The organism is Brachybacterium subflavum (assembly GCF_009299795.1).
In the GTDB taxonomy this organism is placed as follows: Bacteria; Actinomycetota; Actinomycetes; order Actinomycetales; family Dermabacteraceae; genus Brachybacterium; species Brachybacterium subflavum.
In genome coordinates this window covers 212,124-228,476 of the sequence record NZ_VIGP01000003.1, presented here as the reverse complement: position 1 = coordinate 228,476, position 16,353 = coordinate 212,124, and the positions used below count along the sequence as shown (strand labels likewise).

Sequence of the window (16,353 nt, the reverse complement as noted above, 5' to 3'; positions counted from 1 at the left end):
TCAGTCCTCGTCGATGCGGCCGACGGGCTCGCGCTTCTCGGCCTGGAACTGGTCCTCGACGCGTCCGGCCGCCCAGTAGGCGGAGATCGAGATCCGGGAGCGGTCGATGCCGCGCTCCTTCACCAGATCGCGGCGGATCTGCTTGATGATGCCGCGCTCGCCATGGGCGAAGACCTGCAGGCCGTCTGCGGGGAGCTCGAGCCCCTGGGTCTCGGCGACGAGCTGCTCGCGCTCGCCGATCAGCCAGCGCAGCTCGACGCCCTCGGGGTGCTCGAGGTCCTGCTGGTCCTCGGCGTGGTCGAGCTGGATGAGGGCGAGGCCCCGGGCGTCGGGCCCCATGGCCTCGAGGGCCGAGGCGATCGCGGGCAGCGCCGAGTGGTCGCCGATCAGCACGTGGAAGCCGGTCTCCGGGTCGGGGGCGTAGCCGCCGCCGGCGCCGTTCGCGGCGACCACGTCGCCGGGCAGGACGGCGTCCGCCCAGGCGGCGGCGATCCCGTCCACCGTGCCCTCGCCGTGGAGCACGAAGTCCAGCGCCAGCAGCTGCTTCTCACGGTCCCAGGAGCGCACCGTGTAGGTGCGGCGGGAGGGCATGGACTCGGGCGCGGTCTCGCGCAGCCCCTCCATGTCGTAGGGCGGCTGCAGTCCGCTCCCCGGCTGCGGGAGCAGGAGCTTGAGGTACTTGTCCGTCGAGTCGTTGTCGTTGAGGACGCCGACCTGGTCCCCGCCGACGATCACACGCAGCAGGTTCGGGGTGATCCGCTGCTTGCCGATGACCTCGAGGACCGCCTGGGGCCGCGGGGGCCGCTTCGCGCGGTCCTTGGGCGTCGGTGCTGCGGTCCCGGATCCTGTGGCGTCGCTCATGCCTCCGACAGTACGGGAGACCGACGCCCCCCTGCAGGGCCGAGGGATTATCGCCACACGACCCTTGCGTTAAATCGGGGCCGGTCCCGGCCGGCCGTCAACGGCGCAGGAGGCGCCGGGCGGCGGCGCGGCCGGCGCGGTTGGCGCCGATGGTCGAGGAGCTGGGTCCGTAGCCGACGAGGTGGATGCGGGGATCGCCGGCGACCTGGGTGCCGTCCATGCGGATGCCGCCGCCCGGGGCGCGCAGGTGCAGAGGGGCGAGGTGGTGCAGGGCCGCGCGGAAGCCGGTCGCCCACAGCAGCACGTCCAGCGGCGTCGTGGTGCCGTCTGCCTCGATCACGCCGTCGGGCACGATCCGCGGAAACATCGGTCGCCGCTCGAGAGCACCCCGGGCGTCGGCGGCGGCGAGGGCCGGACTCCAGGGCAGGCCGGTCACGGAGACCACGCTGAGAGGGGCGAGTCCCTGCGCCACGCGCTCCTCGACCATCGCGACGGCCGCGCGGCCCTCGATCTCGGGGGTGAACGCGCCCTCGCGGAAGACCGGCTCCCGGCGCGTGTACCAGAAGGTCGTCGCGACCTCGCTGAGCTCGGCGAGGAATCCGGTGGCACTGATCCCGCCGCCGACGATCCCGATCCTCTGCCCGGAGAGGGCCTCGGAGCCCGGGTAGTCGACGGTGCGCAGCATGCGGCCGAGGAACGTGCCGATCCCCGGCACGAAGGGGACGAACGGATTGCCCCAGGTGCCGGTCGCGTTCACGATCGCACGCGTGCGGATCGGCGGGAGCGCTCTCCCCTCCGCGTCGACGCTCTCGACGCGCAGCGGCGAGGCGACTCCCGCGCCGGGGTCCTCGGAGCGCACGGCCGTCACCTGGACGGGCCGTTCGATGGGAAGGGCACGGCGGCGCTCGAACTCGGCGAAGTAGTCGGGGACCGCCGCATTCGCGCTCTCCGTCTCGGGGACGTCGTCCTGCGGCATGCCGGGGAGGTCGGCGATGTGGTTGACCGTCGCCATGGTCAGCGAGTCCCAGCGATGTCGCCAGGCGCCGCCCGGACCGTCCTCGGCGTCGAGCATGATGACGTCGGACCCGCGGCGCAGCAGGTGGTGGCCGGCGCTGAGGCCCGCCTGTCCCCCACCGATGACCACCACGTCCGCCTCGCGCAGGGAGGGCCCGTCGGAGGGACCGGGCCGGTCGGACGGGACGGACCGGTCGGGCGGGAGAGGCGGCTGGTTCATGGGCACGCGAGCGCTCGGAGCGCGCCGGGGAGATCCGTGATCGTGGAGATCACCGCATCGGGGCGTGCGAGCGGATCGTCGGGGTCGACGCGCGCCTGCTGGCGCCCGGCGAGATCACGGAGGAAGTCCGAGAAGGGCTCGTCGCCGGCGGACGGCGTGCCTGTCGAGGTCGCAGGAGCGGGCTCGGCCGGGCCCTGCAGCTCGGCAGGGGCCGAGGGGCAGTAGAGGATCGCGGCGCCGCCCGCTCCGTGGGCGCCGAGCACGTCGTCGTCGAGCCGGTCACCCAGGTGCACGAGGGGACCCTCGCCGCTCCGGGCGCTCGCGAACATCACCGCGTCGGGCTTCGGCACGCCGGCGGAGTCGGCGGTGACGAGGTCATCGACGAGGTCGAGCAGACCGACCGCTCGCAGGGCCGGCACCTGATAGCGGCGCCAGCCGTTGGTGATCACCACGAGCCGCCAGCCCTCGGCCCTCACCGCGCGCAGCACGTCCGGGGCGTCGTCCTCGAGGAGGCGGGTGCGCGCCGGGGCGACCTCCTCGAGGCGCTCGACGATGTCGAAGGGCAGTCGCGCACCGCGCTCGCGGGCCACCCGGGCGAGGGTCGCCTGCCAGTCGTAGGCCGCGGCCGGGTCCTCCGCGAAGAGGACCTGCGCCTCGGCCATCACCTGGTCGTGGAGGCCGACGATGCCCTGCTCGCGCGCGACCTGCGCATCGAGGTCCGCGATCACGGTCCCCAGCGGCCCGTGGATGAGCGTCGCGTCCAGATCGAGGCCGAGGGTCCCGACGCCGGGCGCGGATCGCTCGGGCGGTGCGGCGGCAGCGCTGGTCATACCGTCCATTCTGCGGTCTGCGACGTCATGCCGCTCAGGCGGCCGACTCGACCGGGATCTGCTGGGGCTCCTCCTCGGCCTCCTCGGGCGCGCGGATGAACCAGGCGAGCACCACGGGCACCAGGGCGATCAGACCGGCGACAAGGAACGCCGCCCGGGCACCCGGGGCGCCGGCCGCCGCGGTCGAGAGGCCGTCGGCCTCCCCCTGATGCAGGATCGAGGAGTACAGGCCGATGAGGACGGCGACGCCGACCGCGCCGCCCACCTGCTGGAGCGTGTTCAGCGCAGCCGACCCGTGGGAGTACAGACGGCGCTGGAGCGAGCCGAGCGAGGCGGAGAACAGCGGCGTGAAGGTCATCGCGAGGCCCACGGACATGAGGGTCTGGACGATCATCAGCACAGGCCAGGCGGTGTCCTCGCCCACCGTCGAGTAGAACAGCAGGGCGGCGGCGACCACGATCGTGCCGGGCACGAGGAGGACCCGCGGCCCCTTGGCGTCGTAGACGCGGCCCATCACGGGTCCCAGCAGTCCCATGAGGATCGAGCCGGGCATGAGGATCAGCCCGGACATGAGCGCGTCCAGGCCCGCGACGTTCTGCAGGTACAGCGGAAGCAGGGTGAGCGTGCCGAACATGGCCATCGCGACGACGCCCATGATGATCACGGCCAGGGTGAACGTGCGCGAGCGGAAGACCCGCAGGTCCAGCAGGGCGTCGTCGGCGCGCTGCAGGGAGATCTGGCGCAGGCAGAACAGGGCCAGGATCACGAGGGCGACGACGATCAGGAGGGCCGCCGTGCCCTGGGTGCCCAGGCCCGGGACGGTCGCGCTCGCTCCGCCGCCGCCCGCGGATTCGTGCGCCGAGCCCAGCAGGCTCAGCCCGTAGACGAGGCCGCCGAAGGCGAGGGCGGAGAGGATCACGGAGAGCACGTCGAGCGGGGCGCGGAGCGTCTCTCCGAGGTTCGTCATCCAGCGTGCGCCGAGCAGCAGGGCGACGAGGGCGATCGGCAGCACGATCCCGAACAGCCAGCGCCAGCCCAGGGTGTCCAGGACAGCGCCCGAGAGGGTCGGGCCGATGGCGGGGGCGAGCGAGATCACGAGGCCCACGCGGCCCATCATGCGGCCGCGCGAGTGCGCGGGCACGACGTTCATGATCGTGGTCATCAGCAGCGGCATCATGATGCCGGTGCCGATCGCCTGCACGACGCGTCCCAGCAGCAGCATCGGGAAGCCGAGCGCGAGCAGGCACACCAGGGTGCCCAGGGAGAACGCGCTGATGGCGAAGAGGTACACCTGGCGCGTCGTGAAGCGCTGCAGGAGGAAGCCGGTGGTGGGGATGACCACGGCCATCACGAGCATGAAGCCGCTGGTGAGCCACTGCCCGTTCTCCGGGGCGATGCCCAGGTCGTTGTTCAGGTGAGGGATCGCGATCGCCATCGTGGTCTCGTTGAGGATCGCCACGAAGGCGGCGACCAGCAGCAGCCAGATGACGCGCATGCCCTGGGGATCGATGCCCGTGGCCGGCGGGGCGGCGGGCTGCGGGGAGGGCGCGGTCTCGTGCGAGGACATGGGACTCCTGGGTCAGGGCGGCGGCGCGCTCGCGGGAGAGAGGCGCCGGTGGGTCGTCGAGGGCCCGCGGCCGGAGCGGCGGAGCCGGCGGCCCTGCGGGAAGGGCGGGAGCGCCGAGACCGACGGCGGACGCCGTGGACGGGCGCCTGGCGTCGACGCGAGCGGCACTGAGGGGAACGTCGGCGGATCGGGAGGTATTCCCGTGGTCCGCACCGCGGGAGCCGACGGTCACGCCCTCGAGTATCGCCGTCCGGGGCCGCTCGCGTCACGGGGGTTTTCCGAGGGATCGTCCGACGGAGGCCGCGCACGCCGCTGCGAGGGTGCCGGAGGGCTGTTGTCGCCTCCATGGCGCCCTCGATAGCCTCGACGGGTGAGAGACGCCTCCTCCCCCGACCAGCCTTCCCCCGACCGACCCGGCCCTCGGGTGTCGCCGGGTGCGAGCCCGCGGGAGCTCGTCGGCAGCTGGCTGCTGAGCCGCCGCATCGAGGACCGTCGGGCCCGCGAGACCCTGCACGTCACCGGGACGACCGAGGTCTCGATGCGCGAGGACGGACGCATCGCCTGGCGCGAGAGCGGCGAGCTCACCCGCGGCGCCGCGGCGGATGCGCCGCCGATCCCCGTGCGCCGCGAACTCCTCATCGAGCGCCGCGAGTGCTTCCAGGACGGGGAGCAGCGCACGGAATCCCCCGGCGGGGAATGGATGGTCCTGTTCGCCGACGGCCGGGACTTCCATCCCTGGACGCCCGGACGCGCCGTGGTGCATCCCTGCGGCGAGGATCGCTACGACGGCCTCGTGGAGATCACGGACACGGGTCGGTGGCACGTGACCTGGGAGGTCGTGGGCCCGGCCAAGGACATGACGATCTGCAGCGTCCTCACCGCTCCGCGGCCCTGAGGCCCCGCACACCGGGCTCAATACACGTCCTCCCGGTACCTGTGCTCGACCTGGAGCCGCGCCACCCAGGCCGTGCCCCGCTCCGGGGAGCCGAGCTGCCGGGAGGCGACGGCGCGCAGGGCGAGTCGCACGGCGGGCGCCATCTCGCGGGCATCGCCGCACACGTGCAGGTGCGCTCCCCCATCGATCCACGCGAAGAGCTCGGGACCGAGGCGATCGATCGTGTGTTGGACGTACTCGGCACCGTCCGCCGCACGCGACTCGGCGACGTCCAGACGCGTGAGCACCCCGTCCTCACGCCATGCCTCGAGCTCCCGTGCGTACAGCAGGTCCGTCGTGCGCTCGCGGATGCCGCACAGCAGCCAGCTGCGGCCCGTGTCGCCGCGGGTGCTCCGCTCCTGGAGGTAGCCGCGGAACGGCGCGACCCCCACGCCGGGTCCGATCATCACCAGATCGGCCGACGGGTCGTCGGGAAGGCGGAATCCCGGTGCAGGTCGGTGCCGCACGAGGACCTCCCGGGACGGGTGCCCGTCGGGCGCCTCGCCCGCGCTCCGGGCGAGGCGGGACAGGGCGCCGCTCGCGGTGCCCTCCAGGGTCCTGCCGGCCCGCTCGTACCGGAGGGTCCGCACGGTGAGGTCCACGCGGCCCGCGTCCGTCCGCGGGCTCGAAGCGATCGAGTAGGCGCGCGTCTGCAGGGGGCGCAGCCACCGTGCCAGGTCCTCGGCGCCGGCCTGCAGCTTCGGGACCTCCTCGAGGACGGAGAGGAGGTCGCGTCCCCATCGCCAGCGCTCGAAGTCCGCGGCGCGCGAGGCGAGCAGCCGCCCGAGCTCGACATCACCGGTGCGCTCCTGGATCGCCTCCACCAGCGATCGCGGCAGCTGGCGCAGCTCGAGCCGCTCGGCGAGCAGACGCGCGGCGGAGATGCTCGTCATCGCGTCCTCCACGATCTGGTCCGGGTCGATCCGCAGCCGGTCGAGCACGGCGGCGACGAGGCGCGGGTCGTTGGGCTCGAGCAGATCGACCGAGTCGCCGACCTGCCAGGGCGGTCCATCGGGCCCAGCCGAGGTGAGCGCGGGCGGCAGCGCGAGCGTGCAGTGCAGGATCTCGCGATCGGGATCCGTGTCGGTGAGCACCTGCACGTCCTCGACGATCGCGGTCCCGTCGCTCCGGGCGGCGGGGTCGGGGATGCGCAGCGGTTCGGGCTCCATGTCCTGGGGCCCGCCCGGCGCGGACCCGGGACCGCTCGGGCCCGGTTCCGCGCTCACCGGCTGCCGGGCGTCCGCTCCCCCGGTGGCCTCGGCCATGTCGCGGGCGACCGTGTCGATCCCCTCGCGCAGCCAGCGCGAGGCGGGGGTCTCGTAGTCGTAGTCGCAGGTGCCGAGATCGACGAGACGCTGCGCGCCGAGCTCGGCGAGGCGGTCGTCGAACTCGATGCCCGCCTGGCAGAAGTCCGCGTAGACCCGGTCGCCGAGGGCGAGCACCCCGAAGCGCAGCTCGTCGAGATCCGGCGCGTCCGAGGCGATCAGCGCATCCCACAGCTCCTCGACGTCGTAGGGGACATCGCCCTGCCCGGTGGTGGAGACGATGAACAGCGTCCAGCGCATCTGCGCGAGCTCCTCGAGGGGCACGGCGTCGATCTCGCGCACGCGCACGGCGATGCCGGCGGCGCGGGCTGCGGGCGGCGCGACGCGTTCGGCGAGCTCCTCGCCGTTCCCGGTCTCGGACGCGTACAGCACGTGGAGCACGGGCTGCGCGCGCGAGCCGATGGTGTCGTGGTGTCCGACGGTGGTGGTCCAGCTGGTCGTGGCGATCGCCTCCAGGGCAGACGGAGTTCCGTTCCTCGTGGGGCGTGCCTCCAGCGTACGGATCCCCGCGGCCTGCTGCGGATGCCGTGGGTCACACACCGTGGCCGACGTGGGGACGCCGAGGTCACGGACTCCGCAGGCCCCGGCGCCTCACTCCCCACTCGCCACTCGCCGAGTACACGGGTCCTCGCTCAGCTCCGATCCGTCAGGGCGGCGCTCGCGCGCAGCACCTCGAGCCGCTGGCGGTACTCGACCTCCTCGAGGTCGCCCCGGGCGAAGCGCTCGGCGAGGGTCAGCTCGGCGCGGCGCAGCGGCGCGAGGGCCTCGTCGGCCCGACGTGCTCGCTCCTCGACCCGGTGCTGCTCGCGCTCCTCGCGGCGCTCGGCGGACCAGCGCCGGCGTCCTCGGGTCAGCAGCACGATCGCGACCACGAGGACCACGAGCCAGAACAGGGGCGCGAGCAGGAAGAACGGGCCGACGGGGTGGGGGCCCCATGGGCCTGCTCCGCCGTCGGCGAGCAGAGGAGCAGAGTGCGTCGAGGTGAGAGCGGTGGTGATCGCGGTGTGCATGGCGTGTCCTTCCGACAGGGGCCGCACGTGCGGCGACCCGATGCCTCCAGCGAACCGGGCACGGGCTCCTCGCACATCCCGCGTCGGGAGTCACTCCGCGTGCTCCCCCGGGAGCAGACGAGAGATGCGGGCCCCGTCGGCCCCAGCCGGGCCCCGTCAGCTCCAGCCGGGTCGCACGACCCCTGTCTCATAGGCCAGGACCACCAGCCTCGCGCGATCACGGGCACCGACCTTCTGCATGATCCGCGAGACGTGCGTCTTCGCGGTGAGCGGGGAGAGCACGAGCCTGGCGGCGATCTCCTCATTGCTCAGTCCCTCGCCGACCAGGCGCAGCACCTCCCGTTCGCGCTCGGTGAGCTCGCCGAGCGCGCTTGGCTCCGGGCGCTCGCGCAGACCTCCGGCGGCGCGGTCCAGGAGCAGTCGGGTGATGCCGGGGGAGAGCAGTGCGCCGCCGTCGTGCACGACTCGCACGGCGCGGATCAGATCGGCGGGTTCGGTGTCCTTGACCAGGAAGCCCGCGGCGCCTGCCCGGATGGCCCGCACCACGTACTCGTCGAGTTCGAAGGTCGTCACGATCACGACCCGCAGCGCGCGGAGCGCGGGATCGGCGGCGATCTGCTCGGTGGCCCAGAGCCCGTCGCCCTCGGGCATCCGGATGTCCACGAGGGCGACGTCCACCGGGGTACTGCGCAGCGCCGCGAGCAGCTCCCGGCCGCCGGCGGCCTCGAGGACCACCTCGATGTCCTCCTCGGCATCGAGCAGGGCACGGAACCCGCCGCGCACGAGCTGGTGGTCGTCGGCGATCGCGACGCGGATCATGTCTGCCTCCAGGGAAGGCGTGCGGTGACGATCGTCCCGCGCCCCCGCGGACCGGGACCGAGGGAGAGGGTCCCACCGAGGAGTTCGGCGCGATCCCGCATGCTGCGGATCCCCGCGCCCGGGCGGGTGAGCATGGTCCCCACGCCGTCGTCGGCGACGTCGATCCGCAGCGCATCGCCCTCCCGGTGCAGTCCGACGGAGGCGGTCTCCGCCCCGGAATGGCGCACCACGTTCGTGAGCGCCTCGCGGACGATGCGGACGGCGGTGGCCTGGGTGCGGCCCGCAGGGGCGTCCGCATCGAGAGGGCCCGCGGCGCGGCGCCCAGTGCCCTCGAGGTCGCAGTCCAGCGTGATCGCGAGCCCGAGGCCCCGATGCTGGTCGAGGAGCGCGGTGAGGTCCGCGAGCTGGGGCTCCGGGGTCAGCGGCGCCTCCTCGCCGCGCAGGGTCGCGAGCACCCCGCGGGCCTCCTCGAGGCCGCCGCCCGCGAGGCGGCGGACGTTCCCGAGGGATTCGCGGGCCTTCGCAGGATCCCTGTCGAACAGGTGGAGTCCCATCCCCGCCTGCACGGAGATCTGGGAGAGGGAGTGGGAGAGGACGTCGTGCAGCTCGCGGGCGATCTGGTCGCGCTCGGCCTGCTCGGCCTCCCGGCGCCGCTGCTCGAGCAGGGCCTCCCGCCTCCGCATCCGCTCGGAGCGCGAGCGGATGCCCATGCCGAGGCCGAGGCAGACGGCCAGCATCACGGTGCCGGCGATGATCCGCTGGGGGGCGCCCGTGGGCCACAGCAGCTCGGCGAGCACGACTCCCAGCACCCACGTGCTGCACGCGGTCGCGAGCGCCCACACGGGGGCGGCGCGCACCAGCGCGATCACCAGCGCGATGCCGAGAGCGACCGGCGGAGGGCCGAAGGGCGGCGGCAGGAACAGCAGCACGAGCGCGAGCGGCGCGATCACGATCACCGTCGGCCCGGGGCGCTTCCAGACCGCGAGCAGGGCGAGCGCCGAGAGCACCGCCGCCGAGGTCCGCACCGCGATCAGTGCGGGAGCCGTCTGCGTCCACACGCCGACGGCGAGCGTCGGCGGGACCTGGACGAGGAGCGCGACGAGGGCGGGCACCAGGGCGACCATGCGCCCCGGGCCCCGTCGGTCCCGGGGGCGGGGCCCGGGAGCCTCCCCGTCTCTCGCGCGCATGCTCGAAGGCTACGCCGGACCACGCGCCGGGTCGTCCTCCCCCGGGAGCATGCCCCGGTGCTCCGCAGGGAGCAGGGCGGGGCGTGGCGGTGAGGGTTGAGCGCTGCGATTGCCCCTCGCACCCGCAGCGGGCTACCGTGACGCCGTGCTGACCTGTCGTTGTCGTCCCTGAGCGCCTGCGCTCGGCCCGAGCGCGCCCGCGCTCCCCGCTGAGTGCGGCTGAGCGCGCCCGACGATCCATCGACCACCGTGCGACGTCGACACCGTCCGCCGCACCCCGTCCAGAGGACACCACTCGTGCACTATGCCCAGTCCGCAGCCGATCTGATCGGCTCCACTCCCCTCCTCCGCCTGCAGCGCGTCACCGAAGGGATCGACGCGACCGTCCTGGTCAAGGTCGAGTACGTCAACCCCGGCGGCTCCTCGAAGGACCGCATCGCCCGCACCATCATCGACGCCGCCGAACGGGAGGGCCGTCTGCGCCCGGGCGGTGTGATCGTCGAGCCCACGAGCGGCAACACCGGTGTGGGCCTCGCCCTGGTCGCACAGCAGCGCGGTTACCGGACGGTCTTCGTGGTGCCGGACAAGGTGGGCCCCGACCGGCGCGCCGTGCTCACGGCCTACGGCGCCGAGGTCGTGGTGACGCCGGCCGCTGTGGCGAAGGAGGATCCGCGCTCCTACTACAGCGTCGCCGATCGGCTGACGCGCGAGATCCCCGGCGCCTTCCAGCCCAACCAGTTCGTGAACCGGAACGGCCCGCTCGCGCATTTCCAGACCACGGGGCCGGAGGTCTGGCGCGACACCGACGGCGCAGTCACGCATTTCGTCGCCGGCATCGGCACGGGCGGGACGATCAGCGGCGCGGGACGCTTCCTCAAGGAGGCCTCCGGCGACAGGGTGCAGGTGATCGGCGCGGATCCGGAGGGGTCGATCTACTCGGCGGACCCCGACGATCCCGAGCAGATCCACGCGAACCTCATCGAGGGCGTGGGCGTCACCTTCGTCCCCGAGACCTTCGATCCCGAGGTCGTCGACCGCCTCCAGCGGATCTCCGACGCGGAGTCCTTCTCCATGGCACGTCGCCTCGCGCGGGAGGAGGGTCTGCTGGTGGGCGGCTCGAGCGGCATGGCCGTGGTCGCCGCCCTGCGCGAGGCTCAGGAGCTTCCGGCCGACGCGGTCGTGGTCGCCCTGCTCCCCGATCACGGACGCGGGTACCTCGGGAAGATCTTCGACGACGCGTGGATGCGCGAGCACGGCTTCGAGGCCGACGAGCCGGAGTCCCTGGTGCCGGCCGACGTGCTGCGGGAGCTCGATCTCGAGCAGTGACAGGGCCGCAGGCCGACGCTCGTCGTCCGGTCCGACGGCTCCACGAGCGTCCCGGACACGACGAAGGCCCCCACCATCCGGTGGGGGCCTTCGTGACGAGTCACTGTCTCACGGTTTCTCGAGTGGAGCTAAGGGGATTCGAACCCCTGACCTCTTCCATGCCATGGAAGCGCGCTACCAACTGCGCCATAGCCCCGTACTGGGTGCCGTTCCGGCTCTGACCTCTCGATCCGGCCTTGCGACGCGACGAGTCTACAACCTCGGCCAGCTCATGCGAAATCGGCCGGGACGTTGTGTGACAGCAACCTCATCGCCCTCCCCGTGGGGTCGGAGTGCAGCGGTTCGAGCAGGCTGCGGTGGCAATTGCCCATGCCGCCGATGCCGTGGAAAGCGCCCGCGTCCAGGCCGATCAGGGTGGTGATCCCGGCGCGGATCGCGGCGCCGTGGGAGACCACGAGGATCGTCGCCCCGGGGTTCTCCGCCATCAGCGCGCGGGCGGCGACGGCGAACCGCTCCCCCACGTTCTCGCGGTCCTCGATGCCGACGCCCGGGACGGTCGTGCCGGCGCGCCACTGGGCGTGCAGCTCGGGCCAGCCCTCGCGGATCTCCTCCCCTGTGAGGCCCTCCCACCTCCCGAAGCTCTGCTCGATGAAGGCGGCCTCGGTCTCCACCTGCGCCGCGCCGACCGCGTCTGCGATCGCGCGGGCGGTGTCGCGGGCGCGGCTCAGCGGCGAGCTGATCACGAGATCGAAGCTGTGGCGGGACAGCGCATGCGCGACCGCTCGGGCCTGCTCGCGCCCGGTCTCGTTCAGCGGGATGTCGACCTGTCCCTGCAGGCGCCCCTGGACGTTGTGGTCGGTCTGCCCGTGCCGCACCAGCAGCAGGCGGCTGCGGGGATCGCTCATGCGCCGGCGCCCTCGACCTGCAGGTCGACGACGGGCGCGTCCCGCCACAGGCGCTCGAGCGCGTAGAAGGCACGGTCCTCGGCGTGCTGGACGTGCACGACGACGTCGCCGTAGTCGAGCAGGACCCAGCGGGCGTCCCGCTCGCCCTCGCGGCGCAGGGGCTTGCGGCGGTGCTCCTTGATGAGGTCACCCTCGATGCCGCCCACGATGGCGCTGACCTGGCGCTCCGAGGAGCCGCTGCAGACCACGAACACGTCGGTGATCACGACCTGCTCGGACACGTCCAGGCCGATGATCTCCTCTGCGAGCTTGTCGGCGGCCGCGTGCGCGGCGGCACGGGCGAGGTCGAGGGATTCGGGCGAAGCGCTCACGCGGAGGTGACCTCCAGGTCGGTGGGAACAGCAGTCATCACAGGGGCAACGGAGTGCAGGGCATCGCGCAGCGGAGCGGCCAGGGCCTGGTCGGACCCGGGGCCGAGGACGCCCGTGGCCAGCAGGACCACGAGCGCGATGATCGCGAGGGCGATGAGCACCCACACGACCCACAGCAGCGGCTTCCCGCGCCCCTGCTCGGGACGGTTCAGCACGCGGCCGTCGAAGCGCGGCGCTGGCTTGGGGCCCGGCGCCTCGCCGACGCCCATCTCACCGAGCTCGACGCCGTCGGCGTCCCGCTCGATCGCGGCTGTCGAGGTGCCGGCGGTCTGCGCACCCGCGGAGGCGGAGCCGATCACAGCACCGGACCCCGTCGGCTGGGCCGAGCCGTCCGAGGACGACTCGTGCGCAGCGTCCGCGTCGGCGTCGCCGGCGTCCCCGCCGACCGGGCTCTCCCCGGCAGCGCTCGAGGGCTCCGACGTCAAGGTCTTCGTCGAGGGGTCGACGGGCTCGGACTCGGCCGTGTGCTCGGAGTCCCGGTCGCGGCTCGGCGCCTCTGCGGTCGTCGCGGAGTCGGCCGACGGGGTCGGCTCCTCCGGCTCGACCTCGATGATCCGGGCGCGCTTGCCGAACTTGCGGAGCTTCGGGACGGGGGCGTCGGCCGTCGGGGAGGCGACCGCGCCGCGAGAGGAGGGCCGACCCGACGGCAGGGCCTCCGACGATGCGAAGGCACCGGACGTCCCCGCGCCGCCGCTGGAAGCCGCGTGATGGGCGGCTCCGGGCGTGCGCCCGCGCGCCTCGGTGCTCGGGGCCGAGGCATCACCGGATGCCGCGCCTGACGAGCCGCCGGAGGCGGGCCCGTCGGTCTCCGGGCCCGAGGCCGCCGCGGCGTCGTCGTCACCAGGAGCGGGACTCGGGCCGTCGCCGGTGGCCGGGAGCTCGCCGGTGTGCTGGGCGGCGAGGGCCCGCTGCTCGGCGGTCTCCTCGGGGGTCAGCTGGCGGGCACGTCGACCGTGGCGCCTCGGCGCCTGCGGGGCGTCGTTCTCACTCACCGCCCTCACCTCCTGTGTACAGGGCGTACTTGTTGATGTACTGGACCACGCCGTCCGGGACCAGGTACCACACGGGCTGGTCGGCGGCGACGCGGATGCGGCAGTCGGTCGAGCTGATCGCCATCGCGGGGACCTCGATCAGCGTCACCCGGTCCGCGGGCAGGCCCTCGGTCTCGAGCTCGTGGCCGGGCCTCGTGACACCCACGAAATGGGCGAGCTCGAAGATCTCCCGGGTGTCCTTCCAGGTGAGGATGGACTGCAGGGCGTCCGCACCGGTGATGAAGAACAGGTCCGCATCGGGATGCATGCGCTGCAGATCCCGCAGGGTGTCGATCGTGTAGGTCGCGCCCGGACGGTCGATGTCCACGCGGGACACGGTGAACACCGGGTTCGCGGCCGTCGCGACGACCGTCATCAGGTACCGGTGCTCAGGGTCGGAGATGACCTTGTCCGACTTCTGCCAGGGCCGGCCGGTGGGCACGAAGATCACCTCGTCGAGCCCGAAGACGCTCTGCACCTCGCTCGCGGCGACCAGGTGGCCGTGATGGATCGGGTCGAACGTCCCACCCATCACGCCGATCCGGCGAGGCTGCCCCTCCATGTGTCAGTGCCGACGCGCGTCCGTCGAGGCGCTCTCCTGCGCCGTGTGCGCGCGAGCACCGGTGCGGGTCTTCGCGGGGCGCTGGTTCTGGCCGCTGAACAGGTAGGTGATGCCCAGAAGGATGAGCAGGCCGAGGAACATGGCGCCGCCGACGAGGATCGGGGGGACGCCGCCCTCCGAGGCGTGCGAGCCGCCCTCGGCGAGGATCAGGACGTGGTCGAGCATGTGTGCACCTTTCGATGACGTGAACCCTCACATCATCCCATAGCCGAGCGCTCCCCGGACCCGGGCGCGGCCGGGTCGTGCGCGGTTTCTCAAGCAGGTCCTCAGGGCTTCACGTGCCCGTCGCCGATGACGATCCACTTGGTGGAGGTGATCTCCTGCAGACCCATCGGCCCGCGGGCGTGGAGCTTCTGCGTGGAGATGCCGATCTCCGCGCCGAAGCCGAACTCGGCGCCGTCGGAGAAGCGGGTCGAGGAGTTCACCATCACCACGGCGGAGTCGACGGCCGTCGTGAACAGCCGCTGCGAGGCGAGGTCCGACGTGATGATCGACTCCGTGTGCCCGGAGGACCAGCGGCGGATATGGGCGATCGCCTCCTCGACGTCGTCGACGACGCGGACGGCGAGGTCGAGCGAGAGGTACTCGGCGGCCCAGTCCTCCTCGGTCGCGGGGACCACGGGCAGCACCGCCGGGGCGTCGCCGGCGTCGTCGCGGGTGAGGATCGCGCGGGCGTCGTCGTCCGCATGGAGCGTGACGCCATGCGGGGCGAGGACCTCCGTGATCGCGGCGAGAGCCTCCTCGGCGACGTCGCGGTGGACGAGCAGCGTCTCCAGGGCGTTGCACACGCCGATGCGCTGGGTCTTCGCATTCTCGACGATCGCAGCGGCCTTGGCGAGGTCGGCGCTCGCGTCGATGAACACGTGCGTGGTGCCGGTGCCGGTCTCGATCACCGGGACCTTCGCGTTCTCCACGACGCGCCGGATGAGGCCGGCGCCGCCGCGCGGGATGAGCACGTCGACCAGGCCGCGTGCGCGCATGAGGACGTCGGCCCCGGCGCGCCCGTGCTCGTCGATGCCGACGACGAGATCCCGCGGGAGCCCCTGCTCCTCCAGCACGTCGCGCAGCACGGCGATCAGGGCGGTGTTCGAGTGCAGCGCGGCGGACCCTCCGCGCAGCACGACGGCGCTGCCGGCCTTGAGCGAGAGCCCGGCGGCGTCGACGGTCACGTTCGGGCGGGCCTCGTAGATCATGCCGATCACGCCGAGGGGCACGCGGGTCTCGCGCAGCTCGAGCCCGTTGGCGAGCAGTCCGCCGCGGACCACCTCCCCGATCGGGTCGGGCAGGGCGGCCGCGTCGCGCAGCTGCTGGGCGATGGTCGCGACGCGGTCCTCGTCCAGGAGGAGGCGGTCCCGCAGGCCCGCCTCGATGCCGGCGGCGTCGGCCTCGGAAATGTCCTGGGCGTTGGCCTGCACGATCTCGGCGGCGCGCGCGACGAGGGCGTCCGCCATCGCGCGCAGCACCTGGTCCTTGCGCTCACGGGTGAGGGTGGCGAGCGCGGGCTGGGCATCCTTGGCGCGCCGGGCGGCGACGAGCACCGCCTCCTCGACGTCGGCGATCGCGCCGGGGGCGGGCGTGCCCGCGGGTGTGCTGGCGGCGGGTGTGCCGTGAGCGGGAGCGGAGGTGGGCGTGGGCGTCGAAGTCGTCTCGTCCATCCCTCCACAGTAGGCGCGAGCCCCCTCCCGCAGGCAGGCCCGTCCCCCTTCTGGACGCGGGGAGGCGTGCGCGGAGTCACGTTCTGCGGTGCTACGGTCACGAGCACCGGCGCAGATCCGTCGGCACAGCGCCGTCGACCGAGCACCGTCGGCACGGCCCGTTCGGAAGGAGTCCGCGATGAGCACGATCCGCGTCCGACGCGTCTACGAGGACCCCGAGCGGTCCGACGGCGCGCGGGTGCTGGTGGACCGGATCTGGCCGCGCGGCGTGAGCAAGGAGCGGGCGGACCTCACGAGCTGGTGCAAGGGCGTCGCTCCGTCGACCGAGCTGCGGAAGTGGTACCAGCACGACCCGGAGAAGTGGGAGGAGTTCGCCGACCGCTACCGCGCGGAGCTCGACGAGTCCGAGCGCACGGAGGCCCTCGACGAGCTGCGCGGCCTCGCGGCGGAGGGGGACCTCACGCTCCTCACCGCGTCGAAGCGCGACGACATCAGTGAGGCGACCGTGCTGAAGGACGTGCTCGAGGAGGAGCGCACGGGCCAGGGGTCCTGAGGCCGGGCCTGCGGGGCACCCACCAGGGGGCCCGGGCTCGGGCTGCCGAGCGCTGCGGAGCGG

The 16,353-nt window shown here is 73.1% G+C and carries 17 protein-coding genes and 1 tRNA gene; 3 read left to right on the top strand and 15 right to left on the bottom strand.

Annotation, left to right across the window (positions count from 1 at the left end):
• The 4 genes from FHG10_RS08115 to FHG10_RS08100 all read right to left on the bottom strand — a co-directional run bounded on the left by FHG10_RS08115 (position 1) and on the right by FHG10_RS08100 (position 4,492).
• A complete protein-coding gene (locus FHG10_RS08115; RefSeq protein ID WP_152352828.1) occupies positions 1-861 on the bottom strand; it encodes a siderophore-interacting protein in 861 nt (286 codons plus the stop codon).
• A gap of 97 nt (positions 862-958) precedes the next feature.
• Entirely contained in the window at positions 959-2,095 is a 1,137-nt protein-coding gene (locus tag FHG10_RS08110) for an FAD-dependent oxidoreductase (protein ID WP_152352827.1), read from the bottom strand.
• A complete protein-coding gene (locus FHG10_RS08105) occupies positions 2,092-2,925 on the bottom strand; it encodes an HAD family hydrolase (RefSeq protein ID WP_193636238.1) in 834 nt (277 codons plus the stop codon). The genes FHG10_RS08110 and FHG10_RS08105 overlap by 4 nt, the downstream gene beginning before the upstream one ends.
• A 34-nt stretch (positions 2,926-2,959) precedes the next feature.
• Positions 2,960-4,492 (bottom strand): MDR family MFS transporter, encoded by a 1,533-nt coding sequence (locus FHG10_RS08100; RefSeq protein ID WP_152352825.1) that lies wholly within the window; start codon positions 4,490-4,492, stop codon positions 2,960-2,962.
• 370 nt (positions 4,493-4,862) lie between these two features.
• Between FHG10_RS08100 and FHG10_RS08095 the strand changes: the two genes are divergently transcribed.
• Entirely contained in the window at positions 4,863-5,387 is a 525-nt protein-coding gene (locus tag FHG10_RS08095; RefSeq protein ID WP_152352824.1) for a DUF6314 family protein, read from the top strand.
• A gap of 17 nt (positions 5,388-5,404) precedes the next feature.
• Here FHG10_RS08095 and FHG10_RS08090 read toward each other — a convergent pair whose 3' ends face one another.
• The 4 genes from FHG10_RS08090 to FHG10_RS08075 all read right to left on the bottom strand — a co-directional run bounded on the left by FHG10_RS08090 (position 5,405) and on the right by FHG10_RS08075 (position 9,767).
• On the bottom strand, positions 5,405-7,132 hold the full coding sequence (locus FHG10_RS08090) for a diflavin oxidoreductase (protein WP_193636237.1): 1,728 nt from the start codon (positions 7,130-7,132) through the stop codon (positions 5,405-5,407).
• Between the two features lie 251 nt (positions 7,133-7,383).
• A complete protein-coding gene (locus tag FHG10_RS08085; RefSeq protein ID WP_227488120.1) occupies positions 7,384-7,761 on the bottom strand; it encodes an SHOCT domain-containing protein in 378 nt (125 codons plus the stop codon).
• Positions 7,762-7,917: 156 nt separating this feature from the next.
• Positions 7,918-8,580: a response regulator transcription factor gene (locus tag FHG10_RS08080; protein ID WP_152352822.1), complete on the bottom strand. Its 663-nt coding sequence runs from the start codon at positions 8,578-8,580 to the stop codon at positions 7,918-7,920.
• Entirely contained in the window at positions 8,577-9,767 is a 1,191-nt protein-coding gene (locus FHG10_RS08075) for a sensor histidine kinase (RefSeq protein WP_152352821.1), read from the bottom strand. Before FHG10_RS08075 ends, FHG10_RS08080 begins: the two co-directional genes overlap by 4 nt.
• 297 nt (positions 9,768-10,064) lie before the next feature.
• Between FHG10_RS08075 and FHG10_RS08070 the strand changes: the two genes are divergently transcribed.
• Positions 10,065-11,093: a pyridoxal-phosphate dependent enzyme gene (locus FHG10_RS08070; RefSeq protein ID WP_152352820.1), complete on the top strand. Its 1,029-nt coding sequence runs from the start codon at positions 10,065-10,067 to the stop codon at positions 11,091-11,093.
• 123 nt (positions 11,094-11,216) lie between these two features.
• Here the strand turns inward: FHG10_RS08070 and FHG10_RS08065 are convergent.
• From FHG10_RS08065 to FHG10_RS08035, 7 genes are all read right to left on the bottom strand, one after another.
• A tRNA-Ala gene (locus FHG10_RS08065) sits at positions 11,217-11,289 on the bottom strand.
• Between the two features lie 73 nt (positions 11,290-11,362).
• On the bottom strand, positions 11,363-11,998 hold the full coding sequence (locus FHG10_RS08060; protein ID WP_152352819.1) for a histidine phosphatase family protein: 636 nt from the start codon (positions 11,996-11,998) through the stop codon (positions 11,363-11,365).
• On the bottom strand, positions 11,995-12,369 hold the full coding sequence (gene rsfS, locus FHG10_RS08055) for a ribosome silencing factor (protein ID WP_152352818.1): 375 nt from the start codon (positions 12,367-12,369) through the stop codon (positions 11,995-11,997). Before rsfS ends, FHG10_RS08060 begins: the two co-directional genes overlap by 4 nt.
• Positions 12,366-13,421, bottom strand: a complete 1,056-nt coding sequence (locus tag FHG10_RS08050) for a hypothetical protein (RefSeq protein WP_152352817.1) — start codon at positions 13,419-13,421, stop codon at positions 12,366-12,368. The genes rsfS and FHG10_RS08050 overlap by 4 nt, the downstream gene beginning before the upstream one ends.
• Positions 13,414-14,022, bottom strand: coding sequence for a nicotinate-nucleotide adenylyltransferase (gene nadD / locus FHG10_RS08045; protein ID WP_152352816.1), 609 nt, complete (start codon positions 14,020-14,022; stop codon positions 13,414-13,416). The genes FHG10_RS08050 and nadD overlap by 8 nt, the downstream gene beginning before the upstream one ends.
• A 3-nt stretch (positions 14,023-14,025) precedes the next feature.
• The gene (locus FHG10_RS08040) at positions 14,026-14,247 is read right to left on the bottom strand and encodes a hypothetical protein (protein ID WP_152352815.1); all 222 of its coding nucleotides are present in this window, start codon (positions 14,245-14,247) and stop codon (positions 14,026-14,028) included.
• Between the two features lie 101 nt (positions 14,248-14,348).
• Positions 14,349-15,737, bottom strand: a complete 1,389-nt coding sequence (locus FHG10_RS08035; protein WP_152352814.1) for a glutamate-5-semialdehyde dehydrogenase — start codon at positions 15,735-15,737, stop codon at positions 14,349-14,351.
• Between the two features lie 178 nt (positions 15,738-15,915).
• Between FHG10_RS08035 and FHG10_RS08030 the strand changes: the two genes are divergently transcribed.
• A complete protein-coding gene (locus FHG10_RS08030) occupies positions 15,916-16,290 on the top strand; it encodes a DUF488 domain-containing protein (protein ID WP_152352813.1) in 375 nt (124 codons plus the stop codon).
• Positions 16,291-16,353: the final 63 nt, after the last annotated feature.

Excerpts from the sequence above, each read along its gene's own strand:
- FHG10_RS08115 (WP_152352828.1), bottom strand. The coding sequence starts at position 861 with ATGAGCGACGCCACAGGATCCGGGACCGCAGCACCGACGCCCAAGGAC.
- FHG10_RS08110 (WP_152352827.1), bottom strand. The coding sequence starts at position 2,095 with ATGAACCAGCCGCCTCTCCCGCCCGACCGGTCCGTCCCGTCCGACCGG.
- FHG10_RS08105 (WP_193636238.1), bottom strand. The coding sequence starts at position 2,925 with ATGACCAGCGCTGCCGCCGCACCGCCCGAGCGATCCGCGCCCGGCGTC.
- FHG10_RS08100 (WP_152352825.1), bottom strand. The coding sequence starts at position 4,492 with ATGTCCTCGCACGAGACCGCGCCCTCCCCGCAGCCCGCCGCCCCGCCG.
- FHG10_RS08085 (WP_227488120.1), bottom strand. The coding sequence starts at position 7,761 with ATGCACACCGCGATCACCACCGCTCTCACCTCGACGCACTCTGCTCCT.
- FHG10_RS08080 (WP_152352822.1), bottom strand. The coding sequence starts at position 8,580 with ATGATCCGCGTCGCGATCGCCGACGACCACCAGCTCGTGCGCGGCGGG.
- FHG10_RS08075 (WP_152352821.1), bottom strand. The coding sequence starts at position 9,767 with ATGCGCGCGAGAGACGGGGAGGCTCCCGGGCCCCGCCCCCGGGACCGA.
- FHG10_RS08060 (WP_152352819.1), bottom strand. The coding sequence starts at position 11,998 with ATGAGCGATCCCCGCAGCCGCCTGCTGCTGGTGCGGCACGGGCAGACC.
- nadD (WP_152352816.1), bottom strand. The coding sequence starts at position 14,022 with ATGGAGGGGCAGCCTCGCCGGATCGGCGTGATGGGTGGGACGTTCGAC.
- FHG10_RS08040 (WP_152352815.1), bottom strand. The coding sequence starts at position 14,247 with ATGCTCGACCACGTCCTGATCCTCGCCGAGGGCGGCTCGCACGCCTCG.
- FHG10_RS08035 (WP_152352814.1), bottom strand. The coding sequence starts at position 15,737 with ATGGACGAGACGACTTCGACGCCCACGCCCACCTCCGCTCCCGCTCAC.
- FHG10_RS08030 (WP_152352813.1), top strand. The coding sequence starts at position 15,916 with ATGAGCACGATCCGCGTCCGACGCGTCTACGAGGACCCCGAGCGGTCC.